The organism is Nannocystis bainbridge (assembly GCF_028368995.1).
GTDB classification, from domain to species: Bacteria; Myxococcota_A; Polyangia; order Nannocystales; family Nannocystaceae; genus Nannocystis; species Nannocystis bainbridge.
Genome location: NZ_JAQNDL010000003.1, coordinates 1,546,649 through 1,561,919 on the forward strand (window position 1 = coordinate 1,546,649; position 15,271 = coordinate 1,561,919).

14 protein-coding genes are annotated in these 15,271 nt (G+C 71.4%); 8 read left to right on the forward strand and 6 right to left on the reverse strand.

Features of this window, described 5'->3' with window-relative positions:
* Positions 1–62 precede the first annotated feature (62 nt).
* Positions 63–1,826, forward strand: coding sequence for an N-acyl-D-amino-acid deacylase family protein (locus POL25_RS31385; RefSeq protein WP_272089953.1), 1,764 nt, complete (start codon positions 63–65; stop codon positions 1,824–1,826).
* Between the two features lie 196 nt (positions 1,827–2,022).
* Here the strand turns inward: POL25_RS31385 and POL25_RS31390 are convergent, their stop codons facing one another.
* Positions 2,023–2,961 carry a Kazal-type serine protease inhibitor family protein gene (locus POL25_RS31390; RefSeq protein ID WP_272089954.1) on the reverse strand — a complete coding sequence of 313 codons (939 nt, stop codon included), beginning with the start codon at positions 2,959–2,961 and terminating at the stop codon, positions 2,023–2,025.
* A 1,064-nt stretch (positions 2,962–4,025) separates the two neighbouring features.
* Between POL25_RS31390 and POL25_RS31395 the strand changes: the two genes are divergently transcribed.
* The 3 genes from POL25_RS31395 to POL25_RS31405 are packed head-to-tail and all read left to right on the forward strand — an operon-like array spanning position 4,026 to position 6,361.
* Positions 4,026–4,607 (forward strand): TetR/AcrR family transcriptional regulator, encoded by a 582-nt coding sequence (locus POL25_RS31395; RefSeq protein ID WP_272089955.1) that lies wholly within the window; start codon positions 4,026–4,028, stop codon positions 4,605–4,607.
* A gap of 18 nt (positions 4,608–4,625) precedes the next feature.
* Positions 4,626–5,861: an acetyl-CoA C-acetyltransferase gene (locus POL25_RS31400; RefSeq protein WP_272089956.1), complete on the forward strand. Its 1,236-nt coding sequence runs from the start codon at positions 4,626–4,628 to the stop codon at positions 5,859–5,861.
* Between the two features lie 20 nt (positions 5,862–5,881).
* A complete protein-coding gene (locus POL25_RS31405) occupies positions 5,882–6,361 on the forward strand; it encodes a PaaI family thioesterase (RefSeq protein WP_272089957.1) in 480 nt (159 codons plus the stop codon).
* Between the two features lie 10 nt (positions 6,362–6,371).
* Here POL25_RS31405 and POL25_RS31410 read toward each other — a convergent pair whose 3' ends face one another.
* Positions 6,372–7,028 carry a hypothetical protein gene (locus POL25_RS31410; RefSeq protein ID WP_272089958.1) on the reverse strand — a complete coding sequence of 219 codons (657 nt, stop codon included), beginning with the start codon at positions 7,026–7,028 and terminating at the stop codon, positions 6,372–6,374.
* A gap of 120 nt (positions 7,029–7,148) precedes the next feature.
* Positions 7,149–8,081, reverse strand: coding sequence for a methyltransferase domain-containing protein (locus POL25_RS31415; RefSeq protein ID WP_272089959.1), 933 nt, complete (start codon positions 8,079–8,081; stop codon positions 7,149–7,151).
* Between the two features lie 54 nt (positions 8,082–8,135).
* Between POL25_RS31415 and POL25_RS31420 the strand changes: the two genes are divergently transcribed.
* Together POL25_RS31420 and POL25_RS31425 are read left to right on the forward strand one after the other, a co-directional pair.
* On the forward strand, positions 8,136–8,939 hold the full coding sequence (locus POL25_RS31420) for a DUF1338 domain-containing protein (RefSeq protein WP_272089960.1): 804 nt from the start codon (positions 8,136–8,138) through the stop codon (positions 8,937–8,939).
* A gap of 335 nt (positions 8,940–9,274) precedes the next feature.
* The gene (locus tag POL25_RS31425) at positions 9,275–10,435 is read left to right on the forward strand and encodes an acyl-CoA dehydrogenase family protein (protein ID WP_272089961.1); all 1,161 of its coding nucleotides are present in this window, start codon (positions 9,275–9,277) and stop codon (positions 10,433–10,435) included.
* A gap of 70 nt (positions 10,436–10,505) precedes the next feature.
* Here the strand turns inward: POL25_RS31425 and map are convergent, their stop codons facing one another.
* Complete coding sequence (gene map, locus POL25_RS31430; protein ID WP_272089962.1) at positions 10,506–11,267, reverse strand: type I methionyl aminopeptidase; 762 nt, start codon at positions 11,265–11,267, stop codon at positions 10,506–10,508.
* A gap of 310 nt (positions 11,268–11,577) precedes the next feature.
* Between map and POL25_RS31435 the strand changes: the two genes are divergently transcribed.
* Positions 11,578–11,901 (forward strand): LysR family transcriptional regulator, encoded by a 324-nt coding sequence (locus POL25_RS31435; protein WP_272089963.1) that lies wholly within the window; start codon positions 11,578–11,580, stop codon positions 11,899–11,901.
* Between the two features lie 76 nt (positions 11,902–11,977).
* Here POL25_RS31435 and POL25_RS31440 read toward each other — a convergent pair whose 3' ends face one another.
* Complete coding sequence (locus POL25_RS31440) at positions 11,978–12,748, reverse strand: EF-hand domain-containing protein (RefSeq protein WP_272089964.1); 771 nt, start codon at positions 12,746–12,748, stop codon at positions 11,978–11,980.
* 402 nt (positions 12,749–13,150) lie between these two features.
* On the reverse strand, positions 13,151–13,693 hold the full coding sequence (locus POL25_RS31445; protein ID WP_272089965.1) for a hypothetical protein: 543 nt from the start codon (positions 13,691–13,693) through the stop codon (positions 13,151–13,153).
* A 765-nt stretch (positions 13,694–14,458) separates the two neighbouring features.
* Between POL25_RS31445 and POL25_RS31450 the strand changes: the two genes are divergently transcribed.
* Positions 14,459–15,217, forward strand: a complete 759-nt coding sequence (locus POL25_RS31450) for a lysophospholipid acyltransferase family protein (protein WP_272089966.1) — start codon at positions 14,459–14,461, stop codon at positions 15,215–15,217.
* Positions 15,218–15,271 lie beyond the last annotated feature (54 nt).

Here is a 15,271-nt window from a genome sequence, read left to right on the forward strand (position 1 = left end):
CATCTCCGCAGTCGCGGCCCCTGCGCGCTGTCCGGCCCTCGCGCCGCCTGTTACGCTGAGACATGCGCCTGCGCCCCCAGGTCCTCCGCGGCGGTACCGTGTTCGATGGCCTCGGCGGCCCGGCCCGCGCGCTCGACGTATTGGTCGACGACGGCGCGATCTCAGCCCTTCTGCCACCGGGCACGGCCGTGGGGGACGACGTGGAGCGAGTCGACGCGCACGGCTGCTGGGTCACGCCTGGCTTCATCGACATCCACACCCATTACGACGCCGAGCTCGAGCTATGGCCAGCGCTCGGCGAATCCGTGCGTCACGGCGTCACCACCGTGTTCCTCGGCAGCTGCGGATTGAGCCTGGCGGTCGGCGAGCCGGATGAATTGGCCGACATGTTCTGCCGGGTCGAGGGCATCCCGCGCGCCTGCGTCGCGCCGATGCTGGCCCGCGTCAAGGACTGGGACGGGCCGGCCAACTATTTACAGCACCTGGAGCGGCTCCCGCTCGGTCCGCACGTGGCGGCATTGCTGGGGCATTCGGCGATCCGCGCCGCCGCCATGGGCCTCGGCCGCAGCCTCGACGCGCGCGCCGCCGCCCGCCCCGACGAGCTCGCGCGCATGAAGGCGCTGCTGCACGAGGCCCTCGACGCCGGCTTCCTCGGCCTGTCGATCAACACCCTGCCGTGGGACAAGATGGACGGCCAGCAATTCCGCAGTCGCCCGACCCCTTCGGTGTTCGCCTCGTGGTCGGAGTATCGCGCCCTCGCCGGGGTCCTGCGCGCCCGCGGCCGCGTGCTCCAGGGCGTGCCCGACGTCTCGACCAAGTTCAACGTCCTGCTGTTCGCCGCTCTCAGCACCGGCCTCGGCCGCGCCGCGCTCAAGACCACCCTGATCGCCATGATGGACGCCCCGCCGGCCCGCGGCGTCCACCGCGTCGCCGGCGTATTGACGCGACTCGTCAATCACCTCTGCGGCGGCGACCTGCGGTTTCAGGCCCTGCCCAATCCTTTCGACATGTGGGTCGACGGCATCGAGGTCCCGGTGTTCGAGGAGTTCGCCGCCGGCACCGAGGCGCTCCACCTCGAGCACCCGGGCGATCGCGCCGCGCTCCTGCGCGATCCCGCCTACCGCCGGCGGTTCCGCCGGCAATGGCGCGATCGCCTGCGCGGCCGCGCCTACCACCGCGACCTCGGCCGCACCCGGATCCTCGCCTGTCCCGAAGACCAGCTGGTCGGCAAGTCGTTCGCCGAGGTCGCCGAATCGCGCGGCCGCGACCCGATCGACACCCTCCTCGACCTGGTCGCCGAGCACGGCACTGCCCTGCGCTGGCAGACGAGCGTCGCCAACGACCGCCCCGACCGGCTCGAGTGGATCGTCCGCCACCCGTTCGCCCAGATCGGCTTCTCCGACGCCGGCGCGCACCTGCGCAACATGGCCTATTACAACTTCCCGCTGCGCCTGCTGCGAATGGTCCGTGCCGCCGCCGCGCGCGGGCGCCCGATCATGAGCGTCGAGCGGGCCGTGCACCGCGTCACCGGCGAGCTCGCGGCATGGTTCGGCGTCGACGCCGGCCGGCTCGCCCCGGGCGCCCGCGCCGACCTCGTCGTCGTCGACCCCGAGGCCCTGGACGACCGCCTCGACGCCCTCCACGAGCAGCCCGTCGCCCCGCCCGCCGCCGGCGGCCCGTTCAGCGAGCTGCGGCGCCTGGTCCGCCGCAACGACGCCGCCGTGCGCCGCGTCCTCGTCGCCGGCCGCACGGCCTGGCAGGACGGCGCGCTCGCGCCCGAGCTCGGCCGCGAGCGCTTCGGCGCCGTGCTCCGCGCCGGCGCATGAATCATCGCTGTCCCCGAGGACATTTTTTACAAAGGACATTCCCGAATCGCCGGATTCGGCACCGCGCTGGCGAACCGTCGACACCCGACGATGACGCGCCGATCGGTGAACCCCTCGAGGCGCCGTCACCGGCGCACACGGACATGTCCCCGCGGACATGTCCGTGAATCACCACTGACATGTCCCTACGGACAGCTCACTTCTTCTCGCACTCGCCCGGGGCGGCGAGCCCGACCCCCGCGCTCAGGCGGGCGCAATCGTTGCCGTAGGTCTTGCCGTCGCAGCCGCACACCGGGGTGTAATCGAACGTGCACGCCTCGGGCTTGGCCCGGCAGGTCCCGCCGATGTCCGCGCCGCCGCACTGGCTCGGGTCGCAGAACTGGCCCTCGCCGCACGAGAGCCCGCGGCTCCCCCCGCACTCCGGGTTATCCGCCGCCGGCGCCGCCGCGCCCGCGCGCGTGTAGATCTCGCTGGTCACCAGCGCCGGCTTGGTCCCGTTCGGGCCCGTCACCTCCGACGGCGAGGCCGCGACGAGGATCCCCTCGACCGTCTCGTACATCACCTGGCGGACGGCGTCCTGAATCGCCTGCGACGCCCCGCTGGCCGCAAAATCGACGCCCGAGACCAGCGAGTCCCAGCCGGTGTTGAGGCGGAACGCGTGCGCCATCGGGCACGGCATCGCCGAGCACTTGGCATGGATCCCGCGCAGCCGATAAAACAGCCCCGTCGGCTCCGAGCCCACGCGCCCGACCCAGCCTTCGCTGACCTGCAGCACCCCGACGTCGGCGAAGTTCGGATCGGCCTCGCGCCCGATCGTCCCGCGGACCAGCGCGTGCTTGTCGGCGAACGCCCCGAGGAACGTGTTCTGGTTGTCCGCGTCGAGCTTCAGCGCCGCCAGGTCGACGGTGCCGACGTAGCACTCCTTGGCGACCTTGCCGTCGGCGCAGGTCGTCTCGTCCTGATTGACGCGCTGGACGAAGAACCCGCCGCAGGCCGGCGCCGCGCACTTGCGGACATCGCGGCGCGTCACCACGTAGAACGTCTCCTGCTCGGCCGCGGCGGGCCCACTCCCATCGTGGTCCTCGTCAGGAGCCTTCGTCGCGGCGGGGCTACCGCACGCGGAAGAGAGCGACAAAACAGAGGCAAAGGCCAACAAGACAGACGATGAATTGTGCATGGCGATGAATGACCCCGCTGAGAGGCGCGGGAGTTCTATGCCATGAGACGCACGGTGCAACGGCCCCGGCCTCGCGCTCGCTCGTGACATAACGATGCATCGCCCCCGCGATCCGCCGCCCGACGTACGCCGCTGGCCGCACCGCCGCGTACATCGGCGCCCTCGCCCGCGCCGCGATGAAAGGATGTCCTCGCAACAATGTCACGCGGATGTGACCGACCCCGCGCCGGTGATGCCGGCAAAAGCCGGCACCATGCCCGTTTACCGGAAGAACCTGTCCTTCGGGACATCTCCGTTCGACGCCCTTACACCTGCCCGGCCAAGTTCGCCGTCGACATGACGTCGCAATCCTCACGGGACGAGGCCGCTCCGGCGACGGGCGAATGAACCCCGGCCTGGGCAAGCGACATGTCCCAAAAGACATGCACGCGCCGCGCGCCGATCGAGTGTCTATTTGACATCCACCTCGCTGCGAGCTCCGAGGAGCGGGAGCCCCCCCGGCTCTTCACATTAATATTCCCCCATGTTCGACCGCTCGCCCGCGGCGGCCAGCGAGACACCGTACCCGCGAGGTCCATGTCCCGGCTGGCTTGGGCTCATACACGACGCGCTCGGCCCGGGTGCGCCCGAGCCGACTTTTCGCTGACGATCCGCGCGCCCGGTCGCGCGAGCGTGCGCGGATCGGGGCCTTCCCGCCGCTGCTGTTCATCGCCACGATCGAGCGCGAGCGCCGACAGATCGGTCACGCCGACGGGGCACTCCCATGGCCGCGATCCATCACCACATACAGTGGTGTCATGGTCGACTCGCCCGGCCGAGCCGCCGCACGCAAGGCGCTCACGCTCGCCGCGTCGGCTCCGGTGCTCGAAGGACTCGGGGCTCGTCCGCGAGCCCGCCCTCGGAACACCCGCTCTCTCCTACCGAGCCGCGCGAAACCGTCCTGGCGCTCCCCCCGCTTGACAACTCGGATGACGGCCATCATATTACGGGCGTCATCCCAACCCGCCCGCGTGGAGGCTGTCGTGACCGTCCGAACCGAACAGAAAGAGCGCACCCGGCAAGACATCCTCGCCTCGGCGACTCGCCTGCTGCGCGAGCGCGGCATCGCCGGCGCCAGCGTGGCCGAGGTGATGAAGGGCGCCGGCCTCACCGTCGGCGGCTTCTACGCTCACTTCGAATCCAAGGAGGCGCTGGTCTCCGCCTCGTTGCGGCAATCGCTGCACGAGCTGTGGAGCGGCCTGGTCGCCGGCGCCGGCAAGCTGCGCGGCGTCGAGGCGGTCTCCTACGTGGTCCGCCGCTACCTCTCGCGCGCCCACCGGGACAACCCCGGCGAGGGCTGCCCGCTGCCGGCCGTGGTCGCCGACGTGGCGCAGGCCGGCGAGGCCGTGCGCGAGGGCCTGGCCCACGAGCTCGGCGATTACGCCGACGCGCTCGCCGCTTGCATCACCGACGACACCGCCGCCAGTCGTCAGCGCGCGCTCGCCCTGTTGTCCCTCATGTACGGCGGCCTCAGCCTCGCGCGCGCCCTCAAGGGCACCCCCGTCTCCGACGAGATCCTCAAGTCCTGCCGCGATTTCGCGCGACAGGCGTTCACCAACGAATAGTCCCGGAGGACATGTATCATGGGCAAGGCACTCATCCTCGACGCTGTTCGCACCCCCCGCGGTCGCGGTAAGGCCGGCAAGGGCAGCCTCAGCGCCATTCACCCGCAAGAGCTCCTCGCACAGACCTTGAACGGCCTGGTCGCGCGCACCGGCATCGCCGCCGCCGAGGTCGACGACCTGGTCGTCGGCAGCGTGTCGCAGGTCGGCGAGCAAGGCGCCAACATCGCCCGCAACGCCGTGCTGGCCGCCGGCTGGCCGCAAGAGGTCAGCGGCGTGTCCCTCAATCGCTTCTGCGGCTCGGGCCTGCAGGCGATCGCCATGGCGGCCTACGGCGCCGCCTCGGGCTTCCAGCACCTGATCGTCGCCGGCGGCGTGGAGAGCATGTCGCGCGTGCCGATGGGCTCGGACGGCGGCGGCCAGGACGGCCACAACGCCCGCCTGCGCGAGCGCGTGTTCCAGATCCCCCAGGGCATCAGCGCTGACCTCATCGCCACCCGCGAGGGCTTCACGCGCCAGCAGCTCGACGCCTTCGCCGCCGATTCGCACCGCAAGGCCACGATCGCGGTCGAGCACGGCCACTTCACCCGCGCCCTCGTCCCGGTCGTCGATCCGGCCACCGGCCAGGTCGCGCTCGCCCGCGACGAATTGGTCCGCCCCGACACCAGCCTGACCGGCCTGGCCAGGCTCGCCCCGTCGTTCGTCGAGTTGGGCAACATGCCCGTCACCCCCGACGGCCGCACCCTCGACCAGATCGCCCTGGCCCAATTCACCGACACCCCGCGCATCGATCATTTGCACACTGCCGGCAACTCGAGCCCGCTGACCGACGGCGCCGCCGCCGTGCTGATCGGCTCGGAGGAGTACGCGCGGGCTCACGGCCTCCGGCCGCGGGCCGTCATCAAGAGCATCGCCACGATCGGCAGCGATCCGGTGCTCATGCTCACCGCGCCGGCCCCGGTGTCGCGCAAGGCCCTGCAGCAGGCCGGCATGCAGGTCGGCGACATCGACCTGTGGGAGATCAACGAGGCCTTCGCCGCGGTGGTGCTCGAGACCACCCGCAGCCTCGGCGTCGACCCCGAGCGCATCAACGTCAACGGCGGCGCGATCGCCCTCGGCCACCCGCTCGGGGCCACCGGGGCCATGCTGCTCGGCACCGTCGTCGACGAGCTCGAGCGCCGCGACCTCGTCACCGGCCTCGTGACCATGTGCATCGGCGGCGGCCAGGGCATCGCCGTCATCGTCGAGCGCGTCTGAACCCCGAGGAGCTCCACGTCATGTCTGCCAGCGATCCACCCCCGAAGAGCGAGACCCCGGTCATTCACCCGCGCGACTGGTTCGCGCGGGTGATGGCCGGGGAGCTCCCGCATCCGCCCATCGCCCGCCTCCTCGGCATTCGCATGCTGCGCGCCGAGGACGGGGTCGCCGCCGCCGAATTGCAGGCCGACCCCGAGCGCCACGCCAACCCCATGGGCACCCTCCACGGCGGCGTCCTCTGCGACCTCGCCGACCTCGCCATGGGCACCGCCGTCGGCTCGATCCTCGAGCGCGGCGAATCGTTCACCACCCTCGAGCTCAAGGCCAACTATTTCAAGCCGGTGTGGAACCAGCGGCTCACCGCCAACGCGCGGATCGTCAAGCGCACCCGCACGATCTGCTACGTCGAATGCGACGTCGTCGACGACAAGCAGAGCCTCGTCGCCCGCCTCGCCAGCACCTGCATGATCCTGCGCGGCGACATGGCCGCCGGCCGCTGATCCGCCGCCTTCACGGGCAGCGCGGGTCGGCCATCTGGACCATCTCGATCTGCTCGGGCGTGAACGGCAGCGGGTCGCAGCCGTGGCCGGACTCGCAGATCCGGTCCCACTGCGGCGCCGCCTTGGCGTGGCAGCCGAAGCAATTGCCGCCGAAGCCGTTGACGACGTCCTGGGTGCCGCGCGCCATGATCGTCGTGCCCTGCGCCGACACCTCGAGCGCGAAGAACTCCCAGTCCGAATTGTCCGGGGCCCAGCCCGTCGCCCGCTTGACCATCGCCTCGCCGGGGATCAGCTGAATCACGGTACCGACCGGATAGACCCCGCCGCTCGGGTCGTTGGCGACCTCGAGGGCCTCGTCCAAATGGCCGAGCATGTTCGTCAGGCGGAACTTGCGGACCTTCTCCCATTCGAGCAAGCACACGAAGTCCTCGGCCTGCATGTCGAGGTCCTCGCCGCTCGCCGTGGTGCTGCTCGACGCGTCATCGGTCGTGCTGCTGCTGCTCGACTCGCTGCCGGTCGTGCTGCCGGTCGTGCTCCCGGTCGTGCTCCCGCCCGTCGTCGGCGCCTCGCCGGGACCCGTCGTCGGCGCGCCGGTCGAGGTGCCCGCCGTCTCGGTTCCGGTCGCGGCCGCGGTCGTCGTGCCCCCGCTCTCCCCGCACGCGGACACGAAGAGGAGGACCAGAAGAGCAGACAGGCGGCTGGGCATGGCGCACCATCGCCAATCTCCCGCGCGCTTGGCAAGCGGGCCCGCGAGGCCCCCGGCGCGAAACCGCGAGCGCGGCGCGCCCTATCTCCGGCGCATCACCGCGAACAGCTCCTGGCCGTGGCGGATCAGCGTCGACCCCTGCGCCACCGCCAGCTGCTCGATCGTGAAGCGCGGCGCGAACCGGCGCTCGACCTCGGCGCGGTCGGTCGTGAACGGCGGCCCGCCCGGGCGGCCGTGGGCGTAGAACAGCCCCACCAGCAAACCGCCGGGCTGCAGCGAATCCGCCACCGCCGTCACGTAGTCGTCGCGGCGGGCCGGATCGATCGCGCAGAAGCAGGTGTGCTCGACCACCAGGTCGAACGCCGGGGGCGAGCCCATGCGCGCGAACAGGTCCGCCACCGCGAACGCGATCGTCAGCTCCGGCGGCGTCATCGCCTGCGCCTGTGCGATCGCCGTCGGCGCCAGATCGATCGCCGTCACCGTCGCCCCGAGCCGCGCCAACAGCCGCGCCTCGTGCCCGCGGCCGCACCCGGGCACCAATGCTCGCATGCCCTCGGGGACATGTCCCGAGAACCATGTCACAAGCGGCGGCGCGGCCCGCCCGAGCTCCCAGCCGCCGGCGTTCGCCACGAACAGCGGGTCCCAGAACCTGGCCTCGCCCGGCCCGGCGCCAGCGACATCGGGCGCGCGCACCAGCAGCTCGCCGCGGATCGCCCGGGCCACCGGCGCGACCAGGTCGACCAGCGCCTCGAACTCCGCCGACGTCAGCCGCAGCCCCGGGTTCGCCGCGTCGGCCCGTGACAGCGTCGCCTGGCGGGCGAACGCATCGACCGCCAGCGCGCGCACCGGCGCCCCCGCCTGCCGCTCGAGCGCCGCCCACAGCGGCTCCGCGACCGCGTCGACCCGCGCGTAGGCCTCGCCCTCGAGGTCGCGGCCCTGCTCGCCGCGGGCGCCGACGACGACCGCGCGCACGTGATGGTCGGGTCGATGGAGCTTGAACGAACGGAGGTCCACGCGCGCGAACTTTGGCCGGTCCACCCCGTCGTCGCAAGCGTTATCCTCGCGGCCATGGAGCTCCACGACCTCCTCGCTCGCCTGTGGCGCGACTACGCCGCCTTGAACCCGCAGGTCGAGCGGGTCGGCGCCCTCCTTGCCGGGGCCGGCGAGCGCGTCGTCCACGACCACATCGCCCTGCGCACCTGGGGCGACCCGCGCTGCGACATCGAAGCGCTGGCGCGCCCGTTCGTGCGCGCCGGCTACCGCGCCGCCGGGGCCTACCGCTTCGCCGAGAAGCGCCTGGTCGCCCGCCACTTCGCCCACGACGACCCCGCGCTCCCGCTCGTCTTCATCAGCGAGCTGATCCTCGCCGAGTTCTCGCCTGACCTTCAGGACAGGGTGAGATGTCTCCTCGAACAGGTCCCCGAGGACATGTTCCAGGCGCCAGACCTGTGCGCGCGCGGCCGCCCGTGGAGGGTCGCCCACGCCGAGGTCGAGGCCCTGCGGCGCGAGAGCGAGTACGCCGCCTGGCTGGCCGCGTTCGGCTGGCGGGCCAACCACTTCACCGTCGCCGTCCACGAGCTCGCAAACCTGTCCGAATTGCCCGCTCTCGACGCCTTCCTCGTCGCCCACGGCCTGCGCCTCAACACGGCAGGCGGCGAGATCAAGGGCTCGCCGGCGCAGGGCCTCGAGCAGTCGTCGACCCTGGCCGACGTCGTCGAAGTCGAATTCAGCGACGGCACCTTCGCCGTGCCCGCCTGCTACTACGAGTTCGCGCGCCGCTGGCCCGGCCCCGACGGCCGCCAGTTCCGCGGCTTCATCGAGGGCTCGGCCGACAAGATCTTCGAGAGCACCGACCGGGACTCCGCGTCGTGAGCCCGTGAGGGCGAAGCGACCGCCGCGCCCCGGGCCCGACGCGCCCCGCGAACCGCGAGTCCGCGGGGCACCCGATCGCCGGGCTCCGCCGTGGCAATGCCACGGCGTCGGCCTCGCGTGGACCCGCGACGCCGTCGTCGCCGTGGATCTCCCCGACCTCGAGCGACCGCCCTGCAAGGCCGACAGGTCCACGCACAGGCCCAAACTCGTCGATGCGCCGCGCCAGGCGCCCGTGGGCGCGACTCGCGAGCCTGGTGAGCCGCCGCAGCGATGAGCCATCGCACGCCCGGCGGGCTTCTGCGCCGGCGCCGAGCGATGCCACCCTTTGCTCCGACATGGAGCGACTCGCCTCGGACCTGCTGTTCAACCCCACGGAAGAGCACCGCATGCTGCGGCAGATGGTCGCCGACTTCGCCGCGCGCGAAGTCGAGCCGCAGGCCGCCGCGCACGATCACAAGGGCGAACTCAACGTCCCGCTGTTCCGCCGCCTCGGCGACCTCGGCCTGCTCGGCATCACCATCCCCGAGGCCGACGGCGGCGCCGGCATGGACGCGGTCGCGGCCGTCATCGTCCACCACGAGCTCGCCAAGCACGACCCCGGCTTCACGCTGGCGTACCTGGCCCACTCGATGTTGTTCGTCAACAACTTCTACCACTGCTCGAACGCCGAGCAGCGCGCGCGCTACCTGCCGCGCGTGCTGTCGGGCGAGTGGGTCGCCGGCATGGGCATGACCGAGCCGGGCGCCGGCACCGACGTGCTCGGCATGACCACCACCGCCGTGCGCGACGGCGACGGCTGGGTCCTGAACGGCACCAAGACGTACATCACCAACGGCTGCGAGGGCCACTGCTTCCTCGTCTACGCCAAGGTCGAGGGCCGGATCACCGCCTTCGTGGTCGACCGCGACTGCCCCGGCTTCCGCAGCAGCAATCACATCGACAAGCTCGGCATGCGCGCGTCGACCATGTCGGAGCTGATCTTCGAGGACTGCAAGGTGCCCGGCGCCAACGTCCTCGGCGAGGTCGGCAGCGGCCTCACGCACATGATGCGCAACCTCGAGATCGAGCGCACCACGCTGGCCGCCATGAGCGTCGGCATCGCCGACCGCTGCGTCGACATCATGGTCCGCTACGCCGAGGAGCGCCACGCATTCCGCCAGAGCCTGAACCGCTTCGGGCAGATCCAGCGCTACCTGGCTGACGGCTACGCGATGACCGAGGCCGCCAAGTGCCTGGTCTACAACGTCGCCCGCGACATCGGCCCCGACGTGCGCAACCGCGTCGGCTCCGACGCCGCCAAGCTGTTCGCCGCCCCCGTCGGCAAGCAGGTCGCCGACTTCGCCATGCAGGTCATGGGCGGCGCCGGCTACTGCAAGGAGTTCCCCGTCGAGCGCCTGTGGCGCGACGCCAAGCTGCTCGAGATCGGCGGCGGCACCATCGAGGCCCACCAGAAGAACCTGACGAAGGACCTCACCGCCCTGCTCGCCCGCGGTTGAGGCTGTCCTGCGGGGCATGTCCCCGAGGACCTGCGCCATCGGGCATGTCCTCACGGACATGCCCCTTCGTTCACGTCAGCACCCGCGACCCGTCGGCCGTCACGCAGAGGGTGTGCTCGAACTGGGCGCTCCACTTGCGGTCGGCGGTGACCACCGTCCAGCCGTCCTTCAGCACCTCGACCTCCGGGGTCCCGACGGTCAGCATCGGCTCGATCGTGAACACCATCCCCTCGCGCAGGCGCAGTCCCGTGCCGGCGCGGCCGACGTGGGCGATGTGCGGCGCCTCGTGCATGTGGCGGCCGATCCCGTGGCCGCCGAAGTCGCTGACCACCCCGTAGCCGCCGCGCCGCGCGACCTCGACGATCGCCGCGCCGATGTCGCCGAGCCGCGCCCCTGGCCGCACCGCCGCGATCCCGGCGTCGCGGGCCGCTCGCGTGGTCGTGACCAGCCGCTCCGCCTCCGCCGAGACCGCGCCGATGCAGAACGTCGCCGAGGTGTCGCCGTGGAACCCGTCGAGCTCGGTCGTCACGTCGACGTTGACGATGTCGCCGTCCTGCAGCACCACGTCGGCCCGCGGCACCCCGTGACACACCACCTCGTTGCGGCTCGTGCACACGCTCGCCGGAAACGGCCCCGGCCCCGCCCCGCGGTAGCCCAGCTGACTCGGCCGCCCGCCCCGCCGCGCGGTGTCCTCGCGCACCCACCCGTCGATCTGCCCCGTCGTCACCCCCGCGCGCAGCCGCTCCGCCACGTACGCCAGCGTACCTGCCGCCGCCGCCCCCGCGCGCTCGATCGCCGCGATCTCCCGCGGCCCGTAAATCGTCACCGACATGCCCGCGAGCCTGCGCCGGACCGCCCGCGGCGGTCCAATACCGTTTCGGTATGACGCGCCGCGAAAGCCCGGCAACGGCGACCCTTTCGCCTCGCCGGCCCCGGCGGTGTTCGTGATCGGATCGCCGACGCGCTCGCGGCCACGCGCGCCAGCATCTCGGCCGCGCCTGACACCCTCGCTCGTCCTCCGCCGACGCCATGCCCCGAGTCCGGGCGACCCGAATGGCAACCCCTGCCTCTGCCACCGGCGCGCAGTCTCCGGCGCTGACCCGGGCTTGCCTGGCGCCGGCGCTCGCGCGTAGCCTGGGCCCGTGAGCCTGACCCAGATCAGCTACTTCGTCGCCGTCGCCGAGGAGCAGCACGTCGGTCGCGCGGCGCAGCGGCTGCACGTCTCGCAGCCGCCCGTGACCCGGCAGATCCACCAGCTCGAGGACGAACTCGGCACTCGCCTGTTCGACCGCACCCCTCGCGGCGTCCGCCTCCTGCCCGCCGGCGAGCGCTTCCTCGCCCACGCCCGGGCGATCCTCGCCCAGGTCGACGCTGCCCGCCGGGCCGTCTCCGGACCTGCCTCGAACGACATGGACGATGGGACATGTGCTTCGAGCCATGTCCCGAACGCTCTCGGCCGTGACTGAGAGCCGACGACGCGAACAGCGCCGCCGCCCGTGAGGGCAGCGGCGCTCCGCGTTCCCGGCCTGCTTGAAGCTCGGCTCACTCGCCGCGCGGGCCCTTGTCGCCGTAGTCACCGCGCGGGCCGTGGCCCCGGTCGCCGTGGTCGCCGCGCGGGCCGTGGCCCCGGTCGCCGTGGTGGGCTTGCTTGAACGCCACCAGCTCCTCGCGGGACAGCTTGCCGTCGCTGTTGCTGTCGGCCTCGGCGAACTTCTCGGCCAGCTTCGGGTGCTGGGCCACCTCGTCGGCGGACAGCGCGTTGTCGCTGTTCGCGTCGAGCTTCGCCATCATCATCGCCGCGCGCTCGGCCGGGTCCTTGTGCGACCCGTCGCCGTGCTTGCCGCGGCCCTTGAGCGCCTTCAGCTCCTCGCGGGTCAGCTTGCCGTCGCTGTCCGCGTCGGCCTCGGCGAACTTGTGCGCCAGCGGCCCCTCGGTCACCTCCTCGCGGGACAGCGCGCCGTCGCTGTTGGCGTCGAACTTGGCCAGCAGCTTGATCGCCCGCTCCTCCGGGTCCTTCGGCCCGCCGTGACCACCGCGGCGGCCCTTCATCGCCTTCAGCTCCTCGCCGCTCAGCTTGCCGTCGCCGTCGACGTCGAGCTCGGCGAACTTGGCCTCGAAGCGGTGACCCTTGGCCTCTTCGCGGGAGATCGAGCCATCGCCGTCGGCGTCGAACTTGGCCATGAACCCGCCCTTGTGGTGCCCGCCCTCGACCTCCGCGAGCTCCTGCTCGGTCGGCTCCGCGGTCTCCTCCTTGTCGCAGGCGACGAACATGAGGGAAAGGGACAGGAAGGCGGCCTTGGTGATGCGTGTCATGGTGTGTCTCCTCGAAACCGGTGGCGGCCATCGCCGCGCAGGTCATGTCCCCGGCTCGCATCCTGATATTGGTCGCCCCCGGGCTCCTTGCACGCCGGATTACCGTCGCTTTACAGAGGCCCCCGCCCGCCCCGGTCGCACGAGCCGCCAGACCCCCCTGCGCGGGCTTCGGAGGCCGTTGCGCGGCTTCGCTCCGAGCCCCCGGTTACGTCCCGCCAACAATCTTTCGGGGCACCTCCGCGCAGACACGACCTCGACTTCGTAACACGCACGCCGCCAGCAGCTCGCGCGCACGATCCCCACGTCCCACCGCGCGAAGTGGCCTCGAGCCTCGCGCATCTCGCTACCCCTGCCGGCGCGGCGGCCGGGACTCGCAGCGAGTCCCAGCAAAAGCCTCGAGGTTCAGGGACCGCAGCCGGTGTCCGCAAAGATGTCGCACTCGACGACGATGATGCCGTCCTCCGCCAGGTGGAAGCCATTCGTTCCGCCGTCGAAGCACACGTTCGCCGCGCACTTCTCGACCGTCGTCGTCGGGCACTGCGCCGGCGCGGCGAAGCATACCATGCACGTCGGGTCGTCCGTCTCGACGCACTCGGTCGACCCGCACGCCGGGATGTCCGAGTCGAACCAGCGGCAGAACTGCCCCGCCCGGCACGTCCCGCACGGGTTCACGCCGCCGGGCTCGGGCGGCTCGGTATCCGAGACGGTCCCGGGCTCGCTCGTGCTGCCCGAGCTCGTGTCGGTCGTCGAGGTCGAAGTCGTGCTCGTGCTCGTCGTCGCGGTGGACGTCGAGGTCGGCTGGTCGGTCTCCGACGACCCGGACGACTCGGTCGCTCCCGTCGGGTCCGTCGCCGTCGCATCCGAATCCGTCTCCTTCGATTTGTCGTGACAGCCGAGCAGTAAGAGCCCGAACAACAAGCAAGGCAAGCGGTGCAAATAAAGCATGCACCCAGCTTACCACCGCCGCGGCGGCTCGAAAAGCTCCTGCGTGCCCCGGCCCGGTGCCCGCCGAGCCGGCCGCGCGTGCTCCCGCTCGGCTCGTCTCTCCTCCCGGGCGACCATGGGAACCCCGCCGATGCGCCCTCGGTCTCGCGCTCACGCCGATGCTCCTGTACTCCCCCGCGCACCGACGCCGGCCATCTCACGCGATTGTCCATTCCCTACACAACTCATAGACATGTCTCAAAGGACATATCATCATTGCTTCAATCACGCGAGCAACCCAGCCGCGCCACGAAGCCCGCCCTCCGGCCAGCTCTCGGCTCGACCTCACGGCCCCGCGGCTCGACGAAGACGGCAGCGTGCACGGACCGGAAGCCCGTCGTCCGTAGCCCGATCTCCCAGGCCGCCGAGCATCCCGTCGTCATGGTTTCTGAGTCGCTCGTCGTCCGCCAGCTGCACCCCGGGGCGCGTCTTCATCCGGCCGAGCCAAAACACACGCCGAGCAGGCGAGCGTGGCGCTCGTGCCGACGCCGTTCGCGCGCACGCGGTCGTCCGCCGTTTCGACGCCATCTTCGCGCTGCGGCGGGCGCGTCGCCGTCACGTCACCTGCCTCAACCTCGCGTTTGCCGCTCTCCTCGCTCACGACCTCGCACCACCCCTTCATCGGTCGACCGCGTTCGCAAGGGCTTCCTCTGGTAAAAGCACGCACCGAGCCCGGGCTCCGCATGCTCGTCCGTCCGGGCCTCGCCTTGCTCTCGACAGGTGCCCATGTCCTTCCCAGCGCGGGTCATCCGCTACATCACCTCGATCCTCGTCTGGACTCTCGGGTTTGCATGGATGACCGTGACCATCCTCTTCCTCGTGGTCTTCGGGCTGGTCCGCGGCGGAGGTCCCGAGCTCAACCGCAGGGCAGCGCAGTGGATGTCGCACGTCACCCGCCTCGCGTACCCGCGCTTTCGCGTGATCTACGACCCTGATTTCGACCCGACGCGGCCGAGCGTGTTCTGTCAGAACCACGTCAACTTCATGGACGCCCACGTCGCCTGTCGCGTGATCCCGGGGCCGTTCTGCGGGTTGATGCTCGCCTCGCACTTCAAGATCCCCGCGTACGGCTGGATCATGCGGATCACCAGCGGGATCCCCGTGCCCTCCGCCAAGGGCGGACGCACGACCGCGCTCATGCTCGCCGCTCGCGATCGCATCGCTCGCGGGATCTCCATCCTCGTGTTTCCGGAGGCCCACCGGACCCTCGATGGCCACCTCCAGCCGTTCAAGCAAGGCGTCTTCTTCATGGCCCGCGACGCCGGCGCCCCGGTGGTCCCGATCGCCGTCCATGGCGCCTACGAGGTCAATCACAAGGGCACCTGGCTGTTCAGGCGCGGGCCCGTGACCGTGTGGGTCGGGCCCCAGGTCGAGACCGAGGGCCTCGACGACGAAGCCCTCGCCGTCGTGATCGAGGAGATGCGGGCGGACATCCACGAGTTCGTCGAGACCGGCTTCGTCCGCGAGCGACCCGCGGCGGCGTGACGGCGGCCCTGCCGCTCGCGGAGCTCCCGCGCAATCCACCGACATGTCCTCGCG

Coding starts and splice junctions, on each gene's coding strand:
- POL25_RS31385 (WP_272089953.1), top strand. CDS start 63: ATGCGCCTGCGCCCCCAGGTCCTCCGCGGCGGTACCGTGTTCGATGGC.
- POL25_RS31400 (WP_272089956.1), top strand. CDS start 4,626: ATGGGCAAGGCACTCATCCTCGACGCTGTTCGCACCCCCCGCGGTCGC.
- POL25_RS31405 (WP_272089957.1), top strand. CDS start 5,882: ATGTCTGCCAGCGATCCACCCCCGAAGAGCGAGACCCCGGTCATTCAC.
- POL25_RS31420 (WP_272089960.1), top strand. CDS start 8,136: ATGGAGCTCCACGACCTCCTCGCTCGCCTGTGGCGCGACTACGCCGCC.
- POL25_RS31425 (WP_272089961.1), top strand. CDS start 9,275: ATGGAGCGACTCGCCTCGGACCTGCTGTTCAACCCCACGGAAGAGCAC.
- map (WP_272089962.1), bottom strand. CDS start 11,267: ATGTCGGTGACGATTTACGGGCCGCGGGAGATCGCGGCGATCGAGCGC.
- POL25_RS31440 (WP_272089964.1), bottom strand. CDS start 12,748: ATGACACGCATCACCAAGGCCGCCTTCCTGTCCCTTTCCCTCATGTTC.
- POL25_RS31445 (WP_272089965.1), bottom strand. CDS start 13,693: ATGCTTTATTTGCACCGCTTGCCTTGCTTGTTGTTCGGGCTCTTACTG.
- POL25_RS31450 (WP_272089966.1), top strand. CDS start 14,459: ATGTCCTTCCCAGCGCGGGTCATCCGCTACATCACCTCGATCCTCGTC.